19 protein-coding genes are annotated in these 15,702 nt (G+C 67.3%); 15 read left to right on the top strand and 4 right to left on the bottom strand.

Going from position 1 to position 15,702, the window contains the following annotated elements:
• Nucleotides 1–220: 220 nt before the first annotated feature.
• Together AB0H64_RS36070 and AB0H64_RS36075 are read left to right on the top strand one after the other, a co-directional pair.
• On the top strand, nucleotides 221–397 hold the full coding sequence (locus AB0H64_RS36070) for a winged helix-turn-helix domain-containing protein (RefSeq protein WP_357633806.1): 177 nt from the start codon (nucleotides 221–223) through the stop codon (nucleotides 395–397).
• Nucleotides 322–837 carry a transposase gene (locus tag AB0H64_RS36075; RefSeq protein ID WP_357633808.1) on the top strand — a complete coding sequence of 172 codons (516 nt, stop codon included), beginning with the start codon at nucleotides 322–324 and terminating at the stop codon, nucleotides 835–837. The genes AB0H64_RS36070 and AB0H64_RS36075 overlap by 76 nt, the downstream gene beginning before the upstream one ends.
• 95 nt (nucleotides 838–932) lie before the next feature.
• Here the strand turns inward: AB0H64_RS36075 and AB0H64_RS36080 are convergent, their stop codons facing one another.
• Nucleotides 933–1,661: an SDR family oxidoreductase gene (locus AB0H64_RS36080; protein ID WP_357633811.1), complete on the bottom strand. Its 729-nt coding sequence runs from the start codon at nucleotides 1,659–1,661 to the stop codon at nucleotides 933–935.
• 76 nt (nucleotides 1,662–1,737) lie between these two features.
• Between AB0H64_RS36080 and AB0H64_RS36085 the strand changes: the two genes are divergently transcribed.
• The 3 genes from AB0H64_RS36085 to AB0H64_RS36095 all read left to right on the top strand — a co-directional run bounded on the left by AB0H64_RS36085 (nucleotide 1,738) and on the right by AB0H64_RS36095 (nucleotide 4,382).
• Nucleotides 1,738–2,115, top strand: a complete 378-nt coding sequence (locus AB0H64_RS36085) for a MerR family transcriptional regulator (RefSeq protein ID WP_357633813.1) — start codon at nucleotides 1,738–1,740, stop codon at nucleotides 2,113–2,115.
• Nucleotides 2,116–2,501: 386 nt separating this feature from the next.
• A complete protein-coding gene (locus AB0H64_RS36090) occupies nucleotides 2,502–2,714 on the top strand; it encodes a hypothetical protein (RefSeq protein ID WP_357633815.1) in 213 nt (70 codons plus the stop codon).
• 327 nt (nucleotides 2,715–3,041) lie between these two features.
• On the top strand, nucleotides 3,042–4,382 hold the full coding sequence (locus AB0H64_RS36095; RefSeq protein ID WP_357633818.1) for an alanine--tRNA ligase-related protein: 1,341 nt from the start codon (nucleotides 3,042–3,044) through the stop codon (nucleotides 4,380–4,382).
• Nucleotides 4,383–5,015: 633 nt separating this feature from the next.
• On the opposite strand, the gene AB0H64_RS36100 is transcribed toward AB0H64_RS36095, so the two are convergent.
• Together AB0H64_RS36100 and AB0H64_RS36105 are read right to left on the bottom strand one after the other, a co-directional pair.
• A complete protein-coding gene (locus tag AB0H64_RS36100; protein ID WP_357633821.1) occupies nucleotides 5,016–5,798 on the bottom strand; it encodes a hypothetical protein in 783 nt (260 codons plus the stop codon).
• Between the two features lie 422 nt (nucleotides 5,799–6,220).
• A complete protein-coding gene (locus AB0H64_RS36105) occupies nucleotides 6,221–6,721 on the bottom strand; it encodes a CGNR zinc finger domain-containing protein (RefSeq protein ID WP_357633823.1) in 501 nt (166 codons plus the stop codon).
• 53 nt (nucleotides 6,722–6,774) lie between these two features.
• Between AB0H64_RS36105 and AB0H64_RS36110 the strand changes: the two genes are divergently transcribed.
• The 9 genes from AB0H64_RS36110 (at nucleotide 6,775) to AB0H64_RS36150 (ending at nucleotide 14,073) form a co-directional block, all read left to right on the top strand.
• A complete protein-coding gene (locus AB0H64_RS36110) occupies nucleotides 6,775–7,239 on the top strand; it encodes a GNAT family N-acetyltransferase (protein ID WP_357633826.1) in 465 nt (154 codons plus the stop codon).
• Nucleotides 7,224–8,399 carry an MFS transporter gene (locus AB0H64_RS36115; protein WP_357633828.1) on the top strand — a complete coding sequence of 392 codons (1,176 nt, stop codon included), beginning with the start codon at nucleotides 7,224–7,226 and terminating at the stop codon, nucleotides 8,397–8,399. The genes AB0H64_RS36110 and AB0H64_RS36115 overlap by 16 nt, the downstream gene beginning before the upstream one ends.
• A gap of 281 nt (nucleotides 8,400–8,680) precedes the next feature.
• On the top strand, nucleotides 8,681–9,004 hold the full coding sequence (locus AB0H64_RS36120; RefSeq protein WP_357633830.1) for a hypothetical protein: 324 nt from the start codon (nucleotides 8,681–8,683) through the stop codon (nucleotides 9,002–9,004).
• Nucleotides 9,005–9,080: 76 nt separating this feature from the next.
• A complete protein-coding gene (locus AB0H64_RS36125; RefSeq protein WP_357633833.1) occupies nucleotides 9,081–9,596 on the top strand; it encodes a MauE/DoxX family redox-associated membrane protein in 516 nt (171 codons plus the stop codon).
• Nucleotides 9,593–10,132, top strand: a complete 540-nt coding sequence (locus tag AB0H64_RS36130) for a hypothetical protein (protein WP_357633835.1) — start codon at nucleotides 9,593–9,595, stop codon at nucleotides 10,130–10,132. The genes AB0H64_RS36125 and AB0H64_RS36130 overlap by 4 nt, the downstream gene beginning before the upstream one ends.
• Nucleotides 10,129–11,928 (top strand): ABC transporter ATP-binding protein, encoded by a 1,800-nt coding sequence (locus tag AB0H64_RS36135; RefSeq protein ID WP_357633837.1) that lies wholly within the window; start codon nucleotides 10,129–10,131, stop codon nucleotides 11,926–11,928. Before AB0H64_RS36130 ends, AB0H64_RS36135 begins: the two co-directional genes overlap by 4 nt.
• Nucleotides 11,925–12,314, top strand: coding sequence for a signal peptidase I (lepB, locus tag AB0H64_RS36140; RefSeq protein ID WP_357633840.1), 390 nt, complete (start codon nucleotides 11,925–11,927; stop codon nucleotides 12,312–12,314). The genes AB0H64_RS36135 and lepB overlap by 4 nt, the downstream gene beginning before the upstream one ends.
• Nucleotides 12,315–12,640: 326 nt before the next feature.
• Nucleotides 12,641–13,294 carry a hypothetical protein gene (locus AB0H64_RS36145; RefSeq protein ID WP_357633842.1) on the top strand — a complete coding sequence of 218 codons (654 nt, stop codon included), beginning with the start codon at nucleotides 12,641–12,643 and terminating at the stop codon, nucleotides 13,292–13,294.
• Nucleotides 13,295–13,512: 218 nt separating this feature from the next.
• Nucleotides 13,513–14,073, top strand: coding sequence for an NUDIX domain-containing protein (locus tag AB0H64_RS36150; RefSeq protein ID WP_357633845.1), 561 nt, complete (start codon nucleotides 13,513–13,515; stop codon nucleotides 14,071–14,073).
• Between the two features lie 85 nt (nucleotides 14,074–14,158).
• Here the strand turns inward: AB0H64_RS36150 and AB0H64_RS36155 are convergent, their stop codons facing one another.
• The gene (locus AB0H64_RS36155; RefSeq protein ID WP_357633847.1) at nucleotides 14,159–14,485 is read right to left on the bottom strand and encodes a metalloregulator ArsR/SmtB family transcription factor; all 327 of its coding nucleotides are present in this window, start codon (nucleotides 14,483–14,485) and stop codon (nucleotides 14,159–14,161) included.
• 82 nt (nucleotides 14,486–14,567) lie between these two features.
• On the opposite strand from AB0H64_RS36155, the gene AB0H64_RS36160 reads away from it, so the two are divergent.
• Nucleotides 14,568–15,635: an NAD(P)-binding domain-containing protein gene (locus AB0H64_RS36160; protein ID WP_357633850.1), complete on the top strand. Its 1,068-nt coding sequence runs from the start codon at nucleotides 14,568–14,570 to the stop codon at nucleotides 15,633–15,635.
• Nucleotides 15,636–15,702: the final 67 nt, after the last annotated feature.

The following is a 15,702-nucleotide window of genomic DNA, read 5'->3' on the forward strand; positions in this document are numbered from 1 at the left end:
GTGACAAACTGAGTGAAATGCTGACGGACCGTTACTGAGGTTGAACCCCTGGTGTCGTAGGAGCTCACGGCTGGCCGTCGGCCGCGGTATCACCGGAGGCATGCGGACGGGCTGACCGCCGAACGGCAGCAGTTTCGTGAGGAGTTACGGCTCCAGGCGGCGGAACGGTTCGCTCGGGGTGAGGCGAGCTCGGTGATCGCCAAGGACCTCGATCCAGGGCGTGCGGAAACTCCTGGTCCGCAACGGCTGGTCCTGCCAGGTTCCAACCCGACGCGCTGTCGAGCGGGACGATGACGCGGTCGCCGGGTGGGTCACGGAGGTGTGGCACTGCGCGGAAGACTCGCGGCGGCTCGTGGAGCCTGGCCCCTCTTCAAGGACGAAGCCGGAGTCTCCATGACGCCGCCGCAGGCGAAAGCCTGGTCACAACGCGGACACACACCGGTGGTGCGGGTCCGCGGCCGCTCCCGCAGACGGACATCCATTGCCGCACTGACCTGCTACAAACCCGGCCATCGCTCAAGGCTGATCTACCGGCCACGCAGGGACGACGGCCGACGCGACGGGCGCAAAAGCTTCTCCTGGCGCGACTACCGGGACCTGCTGATCGCCGTCCACCAGCAGTTCGGCAGCCCGATCGTCCTGGTCTGGGACAACCTCAACGTCCACAAAGCCGCCGACCTGCGGCAGTGGGCGGCATCCCGGGAGTGGCCGACCATCCACTACCTGCCGCCCTACGCACCCGACCCCAACCCCGTCGAAGGCATCTCGTCTCTCCTGCAACGCGGTCTCATTGACGGCTGCCTCGCCGAGACCGGCCTGACCGTCGGACCCGCCTGATCAGCGACGACACCGTCAGTTCAACCTCAAGTAGAGGAGTTCGAGAGGTCGATGGAGAAGCAGCCGACCGAAGTCCGTGCGGCCCGAAAAGCCCCTCAGGCCGCCATCAGCGCCGCCAGGGCGCGGTCCATTGCGGCGTTGAACTCTTCCGGCGTCAGCGGCAGACGGGACTTGACGTCCCGACTCCACTGGTCGGCGAGGACCTCGGCGGAGCCCGCCTCAACACCGTCGAGCGCCGCGTCGGCCAGGTCCGACGGAGCGATCTTGTCCACGGGCCAACCCGCCGCCATGTCGGTGTCGGCCAGGCCGAGGTGTACCGCTGTGACGAGCGTGCCCTGCTCGGCGAGCTCCAGGCGGACGCCGTTGGTCATGGCCCAGGCGGCGGCCTTGGTCAGGTGGTAGGCATTGGCGCCCTTGCCCCCGAACCACGACATGGCGGAGAGGACGTTGACGATCGCGCCCCCGCCGTTCCTGGCGAGCACCGGCGCGAACTCCCGGATCATTCCCAGGTGGCCGAACATGTTGGTCTCCAGCTCGTGCCGCACCGCGTCCATCGAACCGGTCACCAGGTCGGTCCCCGTACTGATTCCCGCGTTGTTGATGAGGAGCGAGACGCCCGGGGCGGCCTCGGCGGCGGCCCTCACGGATGCGGGATCGGCGATGTGGAGGGGCAGCACTTCGACCCCGGGCAGGTCCACGGTCTCCGGTCGGCGGGCCGTCGCGTAGACCTTGCGGGCGCCCCGTTCGAGCAGGCGCTGGGCGAAGGCGCGGCCCAGGCCGCGGTTGGCTCCGGTGACAAGGGCGACGGAGTTGTTGATATCCATGGCCGGTACGCTAAAACCTGACGCTAGCGTCAGAGGCAAGTGCTGGTCGTCAGGGCCAGGGGTGAGAGGAATCACCATGACTGTCACAGTGGCCGCAGCCGAGCGGTTGATCCGCATCGGCGAGGTGGCACGAGGTGCCGGCGTCTCAGTGCGCGCCGTGCGCTACTACGAGCAGCAAGGGCTGCTCATCGCGGAGCGCAGCCCGTCCGGCCAGCGCCTGTACCGGCAGGACGCCATCCCCCTGGTCCGCTTCTTCCAGCAGATGTTCGCCGCCGGCCTCACCAGCCGAAGGATCGCCGAACTCCTGCCGTGCTGGGACTCCGGGCACACCGACGCCGAGCAACGAGCCATGCTGCGAGCCGAGCGAGAGCGCATCCAGGCCAAGATCGACGACCTGCAGGCCGCCCTGGACCACCTCGACGAGGTCATCGCGGTCACGGACACGCACCCGTAGGCGCGGTCGGCCAGACGTCTCATCAGCGATCTAACCTCGCTGTCTTGGTTGGGGCGATGAGGAGTCGTCGAGGGGGAACTGTTGTCGGGCGGCCGTCCAGGCCATCGCCCTGCAGAAGGTGATGGCCGAGCGGGGCTTGAGTTTCCGCCGCCTGGCTGAGGTGGCTGGGGTGAACCGGCAGACCGTCAACGATGTGGCCGCCGGGCGTTGTTGGCCGGGGCAAGCCCCGCCGTGCTCCGGCGGCTCAGTGAGGGAGCGCGCGTCTACAGCGCCTGGTGGAACGTCAACGCCAACAATCTGCTGAGCTTCGCGGCCGGAGGCGAGCACGTCCTGGCGATCGACGCGCTCTTCCCCGGGCGGCGGGAACACCATGCCGGTCTGGCTCGATGGCCCGAGCTGCAGGCGATGGCGGACTTCTTCGCCGCGAAGACCTCGACGAGGAAGAGGACGAGGACGACCTCGATGACCGCGCCGACTACGACTGGAGGGCCGCCTGCCTGGCAGTCATCGACCGCAGCACCGAGGCGCGGCTGACCGGCGAGCGGCTGGAGCAGCCGCATCCCTACGTGACGGTCCGTATGCTCGACGCGACCCGCTGACCCCTGAACGGTCAGCGCCAGAGCCGCGTACGCGGGAAGCGATGGTCGTGTGTCGCCGGTGAAGACAGATGCGCAAACCTCAGCGTGCAAAGTGGCCAGCTCGGCCAGCCTCTGCGGCGAGGTCACCAGGCTCGTCCTCCGAGAGCTTCACTTCGTCCAGCTTCGGCGCCGTGCGCACCGGACCCGTCTCAGGCGAGCACCATCGCCTCCTGGCCCCTGCCGGCCGGAAATTCCAAGAGATATTCCCCCCGGCGCTCGATATCGTCGGGCTCATGGAGGTTTCCTCGCGCACTCTCGCCGCAGCCGCACGAGCTATTCGCTCGTCGGTTGCCGCTGCTTGACCTCCTCTACACCGCCGGCGACCGGAAACGGCCGCAGGCGCGTCGTCTGGACTGTGTTGCTCGCAGCCCGTTTCTGCGGTCCTTTCCGGTCTCTCATGACCATGAAGGGCTCATCCCCATGAATGTCGACCAGACCGTTGGCACTTTCCTTGACTTCTTCCGCGAGCGCGGACACCAGCGCATCACCGGAAGTTCGCTCCTCCCGCCTCCCGGAGATCCGGTGCTGTTCACCACCTCCGGCATGCATCCGCTCACCCCGTACCTGGAAGGCCGCCCGCACCCGCTCGGACGCCGCCTGGTCAACCTGCAACGCTGCCTGCGCACCACTGACCTGGACGAGGTCGGCGACAGCACCCACCTGACGATGTTCGAGATGCTGGGCTCGTGGTCGCTGGGTGACTACGACCACCAGCAGAGCCTGCGATGGGGCTACGAGCTGCTGCGCGACGGCTTCGGCATCCGCTCCGACCGCCTGTACGTCACAGTCTTCGGTGGCGATGAGCAGGTTGGGCCAGACACGGAGTCGCTGCGTACCTGGGGCGAGCTGGGCGTGCCGGTGGAGCTGACCGGTGAGGACAACTGGTGGTCCAACGGGCCGACCGGCCCGTGCGGTCCTGACTCGGAAATCTTTGTGTGGATCGGGGATGGACCGCCACAGGGCACCCCGTCCATGGACGAGCGGTGGGTGGAGGTGTGGAACCACGTGCGGATGCGCTACCGCCGCCACGAGGACGGCAGCCTCGAACCTCTGCCACGGCCCAGCATCGACACGGGGATGGGACTGGAACGGCTCCTCACGATCTTGCAAGACCAACCGTCGATCTTCAACTGTGATGTGTTCCAGCCGTGGATGAAGACCATTCCGTCGCTATGGAGGACGGACGAGACGTCGTTACGCGTCATCGTCGACCACGTGCGTTCCGGCATCGTGGTCATCGGCGATGGAGTCACGCCGTCCACCACCAGGCGCGGCTACGTGCTGCGCCGACTCACCCGGCGTGTGCTCACCACTTTGTGGCGCGATGATCCATCCCGTACCTTGTCCGACCTTCCTCGGGACTTAATCGAGCACACGCTGGAGCATTTTCGGCAGCCGTGCGGGGTCAGCCATGTGCGGGAGGTGTTTCTCGATGAAGAGCGACGCTTCTCCGAGCTGCTCAGGAGAGGCCGGCAGGTACTGACTCGAGAGGGCTTCATCAGGAAATTGAGCGAGGAGGACTTCGACTATCTGCACCAGACCCATGGCCTGCCCCGGGACCTCGTTGTCGGCCTCCTCGCCGAGGGTGGATCAGATCCATTCACGCACACACCCGGCTCCCTGGGTTAGGGAAAGCCATTGAAACGGCTGGACCGAGGTTGACGGGATCCCGTCCGATCATCGCGATCAGGCGGGATCTTGTCGTTTCGGGGGTGCCCGAATCGGGTTCGTTCTGGTTTGGGAGTTGCGGAGCGGGAGCCTTGACGAGCTCGTAGCGCGGACCACGCAATCGAAGGAGGCGGGGCGGTCGCTGTAGAGCCGAGCAGTCTGGAGGGAGCAGCGGAGGCGCTGCAGGGCTCACACACCTGCGGCGCTGCCCGGCCGCTGGCGTCGACCAGGTCGCCCACCTGGCCGCCGAGCTCACCGCCATGCACGCCACTGCCACAGGTGAGAAGGGCCTTCGGAGTAATCCGGGGCCCTTTTCTCATGTCTGGAAGTCGATGGGAGCCAATCGGGGAGCCATCTCACTCGGACTCTCTACTCGTGTCGGCTGTCGCCGAAGATGGTGTTCATGGTCTGGGCACCCTTGGTGAAACATCGGTCTGAGCTGGTTCCGGTAGACCACCTATGTGACGCTGGTGCCGGCGTGGCCGACGAAATCGTCGATGGTCTCGATCGGTACGCCCTGGTCCACTCCGTCCCAGGCAGGTCGGCACTATTCGTGGACGCCCAACCCTCGGGTGTGCGCGCCGGACCGCCACATCAGGCGATCTCGACGTAGTCCAGCTCGGCGGCGAACGGCCCGTCGTCGTGCTGGAATCGCAGCGTGTTCCACTCGTGGTTCAGCGTCAGCTTGATCGACAGGTTCGACCAGCTGTTCCACTTGCCATCGTGATCGTGATCGGGGTAATCAACCAAACGCTTGGTCGAGCTGCCATTCACCGTCAGGTACTGCCGCGCGTCGCCCTCGCCGACGCGATACCGCAGATTCACCGTGTAGGTACCGGCCCTGGGCGCGTACACCTTGATCTCGACCCAGCTGTCCGGGAAGTTCAAATGGCCCATCACAGCGTTGTTCGATGTGCCGTCGACATGAATGATGTTGGCCTTGTGGTAAGTGCCGTCCTCGGCCTCGTAGCGGACCGGCGCATTCCGTACGACGGCCAGGACGATCAAGGCCACCATGACAGCAGGCACGGCCGCGGTCAGTAGGACCGTACGCCGTCGCGGGCCACGGGCGCGGGCGGGCTTAGCCTGGCCGGGTCCCGGTGTCCCCGTGGTGGATGCGATGTCGTCGACGGGCCGGCTCCGCTGTTGCACGCGCAACCCCAGCATCGAGACGATCAGCCCGCCCGCGCCCGTGAACATGCCGATCACGCTGGCCCGTTGATTCAGCTCCTCCAGCAAGTCCCCCGGCAGATCGAGTGGGTCGACGAGGAACCACGCCAGCAGCGAGACCCCCAACACCACGATCGCGGCGATCCGCACTGCCCGCCACACCCACGAACCGGGCGATCGCTCCTGCCCTCCCGCCCCCTTCGCCATAGTTCCAGGGTGCCTCTCGATCACCCCAGGCGAATACCGGTAGGGAAATTGTTACCCCCGTACTTAGGAGATGGTCGGCGTCCGCAGCCTGGCGGGGCTCATTTCGGAATATGTGGACGAGGCCGGATTCTGGCGATGGCCTCGCTGACCTCTGGAGCCGAGGGTCGTGAGGACATTCCCTGGTCAACATCGCCACTGATCGGGAACCCACTCATGAACGCCCCACCCAGAGCCGTTCTTGGAACGGCTGGACTGAGGTTGACGGGATCCTGTCCGATCATCGCGATCAGGCGGGATCTTGTCGTTTCGGGGGTGCCTGAGTCGGGTTCGTTCTGGTTTGGGAGTTGCGGAGCAGGAGCCCCGCCACCGGAACCCACGACGAGCTGCTGGCCACGACGCCAGCTACCGTGCCTGCTGGCCGGTCAAGTGGCGGGCATGGACTGACGGGCGCGATGGCGGCGTACCGCATCCCGGTTGGCGCATGGCTGGGAGCAGTAACGCTGCCGTGCGGTGCGTGAGGTGTCCGCGAAGATGGTCTCGCATCCGGCGGCAGCGCACCGTCCGAGCCGGTCCATGCCCCGGCTGACGAGGTGCATCGCCGTGCCCACGGCGATCAGCGCGAACAGCACCGCGCCGAGCGGCTGCAGGTCGTCGCGATAGTGCAAGTGCCAACCATGAGCGTGGTCGGTCAGCCGGGGGTAGGCGGCCGACCGGGCCAGCATCTCGTTGACCAGCTCGGCCTTCGCGCGCTCGCCCGTGGCGTCGACGACCTTCGTCCAGGCGTCGAGGACGGCGAGGACCTGGTCAAGATCCGACGGTTCGACGGGGCGTTCCAGCACCAGACCGGCCGTGCGGCAGCGGTCGGCGAGTTCGTCGGCGCTCGCCGGTGGGCGGTTCGCCAGTTCCGCGGCGAAGTTCACCACATCCGCGCCGTAAGGGTTGAGGTGCACAAGCTCATTACATCAGCCTGTACGTCATGACGCGAACAGCAACAGAGCGCGACATTCCGGAACTCATCCGCCTCCGGGCACTGCTCTTCGACGACCTCGGCGGCGACTTCTTCAACCCCGCGAACGCCGGTGACGACTGGCGCGACGCGCTCGCACGGGTTTTCAAGCAGAAGCTGACCGAACCCGAGTGCCAGATCCTGGTCGTGGACGGCGACACCGGCCTGGCCGCCTGCGGCATCGGCACGATCGAACAGTGGTTCCCCGGCCCCCACTCCCGCAACGGGAGGATCGGCCACGTCATCGGCATGGTCACCGACCCGTCGTACCGGCGGCGTGGGCACGGCCGGGCGATCATGCTCGGTCTGCTCGACTGGTTCCGCGACCGCGACGCCGTACGGGTCGACCTCACCGCCTCCCACGAGGCGGAACCGCTCTACCGGAAGCTCGGCTTCTCTGACCACCCCGATCCCCTGTTGTGCTGGAAGCCGTGAAGACATCGCAATACCGCTGGGTCATTCTGGGTGTTGCGACTTTCACTCAGGCCGCGGCCGCGTTTTTCGTGCAGGGCATCGGCGCGATGAGTATCCACCTGCAACGAGATCTGGAGTTGAACACGACCCAACTGGGCCTGCTGCAGTCGGCGGCTCAGCTACTTCCTCTAGCCGGACTACTCGTGGCCGGACGACTGCTGGACCGCCACGACGAACGCTGGGTCGTCGGCATCGGTGCTCTTGTGGTCGCCGTCGCGCTGGCCTCCGGCAGCGCGGCCCCGGGGTACGTCTCCTTGCTCGTCGTCCTGTTGATCGTCGGTGCGGGGTACAGCACCATTCAGCCGGGCGGCAGTAAATCGGTGGCGTCCTGGTTCGACGCCTCGCGGCGTGGCTTGGCCATGGGTATCCGCCAGGCGGGGCTCCCGCTCGGGGGCGTCCTCGCCGCCTTCGCGCTTCCCTCATTAGCAACGGCCTTCGGCTGGCGGTCGACGCTCGTGGCCGGCGCGCTCGTCGCACTGTCAGGCGCCGTCGCCTTCATGGCCTTCTACCGCCGCCCACCAGACCAACGCCCAATGTCGACCACGTCCCGCGTGCGGCTGGAACTGCTCCGCGAACCGTACATGAAGAAGATCATCTTGTCCGGTACGAGCATGGTGTCGGTGCACAGCGGTGTGGGCGTCCTCACCGTGCTGTACCTGCACGAGGTGACGTCCATGGACTCCGCCTCGGCGGCCTTGGTCTACGTCGCGGTCCAGTGCGCGGGCGCGCTGGGCCGTATCTGCCTAGCGGCCTGGAGCGACCGCCACAGATCCGGCCGCTACGCCTGCGTCCTGACATGCCTGGCCGCCGTGATCATCGGGATGACGGTGCTGACGACTCCCATCAGCCGCTCTCCCGTCGCGGCCTGCCTGCTCTTCATCTGGCTCGGCTTCTTCGGAATCGGCTGGTATGGCCCCTGGGTCGCCTACGCCGCCGAATCGGCGCCGCCGGAACACACCGGATTCGCCCTCGGCCTGGCCATGGCCGTCAACCAGGTGGCGGTCATTCTGGCGCCACCCGTGCTCGGCCTGCTCACGGACCTGACCGGCAGCTTCGCGCCCGCCTGGGCTCTGCTCGCCGCGCTGACCGCTGTCACCCTGACGACGACAGCCCGGCTGTGACCAGCTCGGACGGCAGCCACCGTAGCCTCCGGACGACGGACGACGGACGACGGACGGCGTCTCCGCGAACACCGGCCGGTAGTCCATCAGTTCCTCGGCGGACTGTAAGCACTGGGAAACGATCATTGTGTTCCGGGAAGCGATCATCGAACCCTCGGATTCGCACTGTCGCTGACCCGATGGAGGGCCCCCATCTCTCGACCGCAGCTCACACAGTCCATGGGCGGATTCCGCTGGTCCCAACCCCGTACAGGCCCTTGGATCTTCATGGGTCAAAGATCTTGACTCTTGATCAAATTCAGGGCAGCTTTGTCGATGCCCGCCAGAGGAGGCAAAAGTACGGTGTTCTGGCCAAAGCGGACGATGCGGTACTTGCCGTGGCCGTGGCGTCGGGATCACTGATCTTCTGGTCGGCGTCCGCGGTGTTCGTCACGGAAGGAGTTGGCATGAAGCGACTCGTGCAGCGTGCGGGTGAGCGACTCGTCGGGATGGTGTTGCCGAAGGTGGAAGCCGGTGCATGCGTGCCGGAGCACGGCACGTGCTGCAAGAAGGGTTATCGCTTCAACTGCTACGGCAGCTGCACGTCCAAGGTGTCCACCTGCTGAACACCCACTGACCGGAGCGGCTGGCGGGGACTCCACCTCGTGCCCCGCCAGCCGCCGTATCCGTCCGGAGGCCGCCGTGCTCGATCTGCTCGCTCGTGTGCTGCTCGCCGTCGTCTTCTTCGCGGCGGTCGTGGGGAAGACGCGTTCTCGGCAGGGGTTCGCCGAGTTCCGCGACTCGGTCGCGGCGATCGGGCCACGGTGGCTGCCCGCCGGTCCGGCCGCCGTCGCGGTCGTCACGGGGGAGGCCGCCGCCGTGGTGCTGCTCGCCGTTCCCGGCACGCGGCTCGTCGGCTACGCCCTCGCGGCCGTTCTCCTCATCGTGTTCTGCGCCGGCATCGCCCGTGCGGTCCTCGCCAGGCAGTCCGTACGCTGCCAGTGCTTCGGCGCAGGCGGCGGCCTGCTCGGCCCCCAGCACCTCGTCCGCAACGGCCTGCTGGTCGCCGTCGCCGTCGTCGGGGCGCTCGCCGGTGGCGTGCCCACGTCCGCCCCGGCGATGCTGGTCGCCCTGGTCACCGGAGCGTTTCTCGGTTTGCTCACGACCCGCTGGGAGGACGTCGCGTTCCTCCTCGTTCCCGCAGGGAGGAACCGTTGATCCTGCTCACCACCGCCGTCGTCCTGCTCGCCGTCGTGGTTGCGGTGCACCTGCTGTTCACGTTCGCGCTGGTCTCCAGGATCCGTGAGATGCAGCAGCACGGCGGCGCCCCCGCCCACAACCCGCATCTGCCGAAACCCGGCACGGTCGTCCGCCCGTTCTCGGTCACCGACACCGACGGCGCCGCGATCAACGAGACCGACCTCGACGGCCCGGTCCAGGTCGGATTCTTCCAGGTCGGCTGCGGGCCGTGCCGGATGCTGTCCGACGCGCTCGTCACCGCCCCGCCGGCGACCCGATTCGTGTCCATCGTGCAGGGCGACCCGGAAGCCCCCGACGCCACCGCGCGGCTGGTCGCCAAGCTGGGTGTCCTCGGCCGGGTCGCGATCATCGGCGTCGACGACCCCGTGCTGACCGCGTTCGAGGTCGTCGCGTTCCCGACGCTGCTGCACACGCACGGCGGCGTGGTGACCGCGTCCGGCACCCGGCTCGACGACTTCGCGGATGCCACCAGGGCCCCGGCGAAGGTGGCATGACCCGATCGGTCTCCCGCGCGGGCTTGGCGGCGCTCGCGCTGCCGTTCCGGTCCGCACCAGTGACCGCCACTGTCACTCTGGCGCTCACCGTGCTCGCGGGTGTCGCGCCCGCGACCGGGGCATGGCTGACGATGCTGCTGGTCAACGAGCTCACTTCAGGTGCGGCGAGCACGGGCCGGGCGGTGTTCCTTGCCATCGTCTCGGCAATCGCCGGCGGGCTCGCCATCGCACTGCTCTACCTCGTCGGCCACCTCGGCGAAGTGGTCCGGCACCGGGTCACGTTGACCGTGGAGAGCCGGCTGTTCCAGCGGGTCGCCGCCCTACCGGGACTGCGGCACATCGAGGATCCCGCGTTCCATGATCGGCTGCGGCTTGCTGAGCAGGCCGCACAGGAAGCACCCGGCACGGTCTCGCAGTTCGCGCAGGAGCTGGTCCGCTCAGTGGTACTGCTCACCAGCTTCGCGGGTGCGCTGCTGGTGGTGTGGCCGCCGATGCCCCTGCTGCTGCTCGCGTCAGTGCTGACCGCCGTGCTCGCCAGGCTGGCGACCGCGCGGCGCGAGGTGGCCACCGAGGAGGCATGGGTGGCCACCGACCGACGCCGCCTGTTCTACCGGGCCCTGCTCACCGATGTTCGTGCCGCCAAGGAGATCCGGCTGTTCGGCCTCGGCACGCTGCTGCACACCAGGATGATCGACTCGCTGGCGACGGTCTCGCACGCACGGCTGTCCGTGTCACGCCGGGGCGCACTGGTGCAGAGCGGGCTCGCGCTGCTCGGCGCCGCCGTCACCGGGGTAGGCACGGTCGTGGTCGCCACGAACGTCGTCACCGGTGGTTCGTCGGTCGGCGACCTGGTGCTCTTCCTCAGTGCGGTGGCCGGCGTGCAGACCGGGCTGTCCGCGGTGGTGCTCCAACTCGGCGAGACCGCCCGTGCGGTGCGGCTGTTCGGGCACTACCTCGACGTCCTCGACACCGGCGACGACCTGCCGGACGGCACGGGCACTCCACCTCGGCCGGCGACCATCGAGTTGCGGGACGTCTGGTTCAGGTACCGCGAGGACGGTCCGTGGGTGCTGCGCGGGGTGAACCTGACCATCCCCGCCGGCGCCGCTGTGGGACTCGTCGGCGTCAACGGCGCGGGCAAGAGCACGCTGGTGAAACTACTGTGCCGGTTCTACGACCCGCAGCGCGGCACGATCACCTGGGGTGGCGTGGACATCCGCGAGTTGGACGTCGCGGCGCTGCGCGCACGGATCGGTGTGGTGTTCCAGGAGTTCATGACCTACGACCTGACCGCGGCCGAGAACATCGGCATCGGGCAGGTCCTGCACCTCGACGACCGGTCGCGGATCGTCTCGGCCGCGCGGGCGGCTCGTGCCGACGACACTGTGGCGGCACTGCCCAACGGCTACGACACCGTGCTGTCCAGGACGCACACGGACGACGGTGAGCGGGCTGGTGTGACGCTGTCCGGCGGGCAGTGGCAGCGGGTAGCCCTGGCGCGTTGCCTGATGCGCACCGACGCCGAGTTGATCGTGCTCGACGAGCCGACCTCGGGGCTGGATGCCGAGGGTGAGCACCGTGTGCACAGTACCCTGCGCCGGCACGCGGAGGGCCGTACCCGGCTGCTGATCTCCCATCGGATGTCCGCGCTGCGCGGCGCGGAACTGATCGCCACGCTCGTCGACGGCCGGATCGCCGAGCGAGGCAGCCACGACGAGCTGATGGACGCGGACGGCGAGTACGCCCGGCTGTTCCGCCTCCAGGCCGGCGGCTACCAGGATGCGAGGGTGCGATGATCGGGTGGATCAGGGTGACCGTGCAGGGCAACAGCATGTCGCCCACCCTGCGGGACGGCCAGCGCCTGCTCGCGCGGCGGCTACGCCGGGACCCTCGGCGCGGCGAGGTGATCGTGTTCCGGGTGGCTGACGAGCAACTGCCGCACCGGATCAAGCGGGTCGTCGCGGTCGCCGGAGACCTGCTGCCGGACTGGCTCGTCCTGGCACTGCCGGACGTGTCACATGTGCCGGCCGGGTATGTCGCGGTGGTCGGGGACAACGCCCGCTCGCAGGACTCCCGCCATCTGGGTCTGATCGACTGCCGCGACATCCTCGGCACCGTCCCCGGCGCGTCGCCTCGGTCGATCAGTCGGGGCGAGGGCCGAGAACTACGTCCAACGATCTGACGTGCAAGCCTTCGACTTCTGGCGCGTGGCCTCCGCGTTGTTCGGCGAGACGTCCGATCATCTGAATCGGACGGGACTGCGTGTTTTCCTGTCCTGTCGCAGCGAAAACTGAGCATTGTCATCGAAGGTTGATCACGACTACGGTGTCTCACCGAAGGTTGAGTGACTGCTGGGGCTTGATGTCCGTTGCACCTCACCGACAGCGCGTTCGAGGTCTGGTACGTCGCGGAGGGCCGCGGGTTGTGCGGTGTCCCGTTGGATGAGGCGGGTTGCAGGGCGCGGGCCGTCCTCACGTGGAGCACTGCTCGCCGACCGGGTCTGGAGGCGTGATCGAGAAGCGATCGCATGCGTTGACCGCGACCATGGTGGCGAGCTGGCTCGTGGTCGTGACCGGACGGTATCTGTTGTGGCTGGAGTACGACGACCGGATCATCGAGCAGCTGATCCTTGGGATCGCGTTCATTGTGGCCGTGCTTTCCACGTCGTGGTGGGCGCAGAGACTCGTACGCCGCCGTGGTGACATCCGCGATTACGTCGCGGTCGGTGCGGTGGTCGGCCTGTGTGCCGCCGTTGTGCTGCTGCCCTGGAATGGGATCTTCGGGCGTACGTGGTTCGCGGTCCACCACGGCAAGTTCACCGCGCTGGCCCAGCTGGCCAAGGACAGGAAGTTGTCGGTGGACGGGCCTTCGGGTGGCTGGGTGCATCTGCCTGATGAGTTCGATGTCCTGCGTTTTGATCATCTCAGTACGCAGGATGTGCCGATCGAGCTGTATCCCGGACATGTTCTCACGATGGGTCTGTCGGACGAAGAGGTGCCGGAGAACATGTTCCTCTACTTATACGACCGGCCTGACGCCGCGCGGGTAAGTCCCTGTGATCTCACCGCGACCACGTTCGACGATTACTGGCGGTGCAGCCGGCTGGGTGACGGCTGGTGGTGGTTGGCGCGCAAGTCGAACTATCCGGATGTGGACGAATAGGCGCGCGAGGCTGAGCGGGGCCGGTTATCGCAATATCACCGCCGCGACCACGGATCGTCGCGGTCGCCCGTGCCGTCAATGAGTGTCCCGACGCCGAGTAGCAGCCGTCGCCCCCCGCACGCCAAGGAAGTACTCCATCCGCCGCAGTTAGAATCCATGCGTGAACACCCCACCACGTTCAGAGGCCGCTTCCGAGTGATCGGGGGCGGCCTTCTGCGTTGCTGAGTGGCTATGCCGGATGGGAGCTGACGCTGCGGACCCGACAGGGTGCCCGGATTGTGCTGCTGGATCAGGCCGATCATGTTCTACTGATCCAGCACCGGAACGATGGCGCCATCGTGGTCCCCGGGTCCCCGGTCCGGGAGTTGTTCTGGGTGCCCCCGGGCGGCGGGTTGAAGGAGGGCGAGGGCTTCCTGCAGGCCGCCCGTAGAGAGTTGCTGGAGGAGACCGGGCTGACGGAGGTCGAGTGGGGACCTTGCCAGTGGACCCTCGATGCGGACGTCCTGTGGCGCGGTGAACCCGTGCACATGCACGAACGGTATTTCCTTGCGCGGATGCGCAGTGTGGAGCCGATCAGCCGTGCCTATCTGGAGCCGGGCGAAGAGCAGGGTATCGCCGGTCACCGATGGTGGTCCCTGGGTGAGCTGGTCGCAGCCGAGAGCACGGAATCTCTACGGCCCGTGGGCCTCCCGGAGCTGTTGGCCGATGTACTGGCCGCGGATGGACGCCCGTCGGGTGAACCACGTGCACTGCGCGTACCCTCGCGGACGACGAGCTGATCGCGAAGCTCGTCGATCGCTGGCTCTGGTGCTGGTGATGGCTCCGAGGCCGGCCCGCCGGGCGCCGGGTCGTGGCGAAGCGGAGTCAGCAGCAGAACTGCAGGTAGCTCTGTAGTTCGGCGAGGGCCTGGGCAGCGCGCTCCTTGTCGCCCCGATACAGCACCTCCTTGCCGTCGCGGCGGGCGGTGACGATGCCGCCACGACGGAGCAGGGCCAGTTGCTGGGAGGCATTGGACTGGCCGATACCGGCGAGCTCGGCGACCTGATTGACGGAGAGTTCGGCGCCTCGGGCGAACAACAGCATGATCTGCTGGCGGCTCGGATGGGCCAGTGCCTTGAGGAAGTCGTGGGTGGCCTCACTGAGTTGCGGCAGTGCGCATTCGGGGGCCGGATGGCTTGCCGGGTCGGCCACGGGATCACGTCCTTTCTGGGGCCAGCCTAGCTGTCACATCATCATATTGACATATTAACGAATGAAGATATGTTGTCGGGTCATGATGACCGATGCCTTCTCAATGGTGATCGTCGGAGCGGGACAGTCAGGGCTGGCCGCGGCGCATGCCGCGCTTCGGGCAGGGCTGCACCCGTTGGTGCTGGAGGCTTCCGGCCGGCCGGCCGGCTCCTGGCCGCACTACTACGACAGTCTCACCTTGTTCTCCCCCGCCCGATACAGCGCGCTGCCTGGGATGGCGTTCCCGGGTGACCCGGACCGATATCCGCACCGTGACGAGGTGATCTCCTATCTGGAGCGGTATGCCCGCGAACTGGTCCGGCGTGGTGCCGAGATCCGGACCGGGGTTCGCGTCAGCGACGTCACCCGTGCCGAGGGAAACGGCTTCGAGGTCCGGCTCTCCGACGGTGGACGGGTGGCCGCCTCGAATCTGATCGCCGCTTCGGGGTCGTTCGCCCATCCCTACCGGCCCGCGCTGATGGGACTGGAGACCTTCGCTGGTCAGACGCTGCATGTCGCTGACTACCGTGATCCCGAGCCGCTGGCCGGAAGGCGGGTCGTGGTGGTAGGTGCGGGAAACTCCGCTGTCCAGGTCGCTTATGAGCTGGCGAACCATGCCGACGTGACGTTGGCGAGTCGTGCTCCCGTCCGGCTGGCTCCGCAGCGGCCGTTGGGCAGGGACCTGCACTTCTGGTTCCGGCTCACCGGGTTCGATCGGCTCCCGCTGCGGCGCGCCGATCAGCCGCCCACTCAGCCTGTTCTCGACGACGGGCGCTATCGCGAGGCGCTGCGTTCCGGGCGTCTGGAGCGTCGCCCGATGTTCCGGCGCCTGGAAGGCGACAAGGTCGAGTGGGCCGATGGTCGTCGCGAACAGATAGATGTCCTGCTTCTGGCTACCGGTTATCGGCCCGACCTCGGCTATCTCGCGTCGCTGGGCGCGCTGGACGGCCGCGGCCGGCCGCGCCAAGTGGGCGGTCTGTCATGTACCCATGCGGGCCTGGGCTATCTCGGGCTCGAATGGCAGCGCACGCCGGCGTCCAACAGCCTGCGTGGTGTCGGTGTCGATGCGCGCCAGATCGTGGGGCGGCTCGTTCGCCGGCGCCAGGCATGACGGCGACGCGCAGAGCTACTTAGAAATCAATCTAATTTGACATTCTTCTATACAGTGGCCATGCTTG

Source organism: Nonomuraea sp. NPDC050733 (assembly GCF_040654215.1).
In the GTDB taxonomy this organism is placed as follows: Bacteria; Actinomycetota; Actinomycetes; order Streptosporangiales; family Streptosporangiaceae; genus Nonomuraea.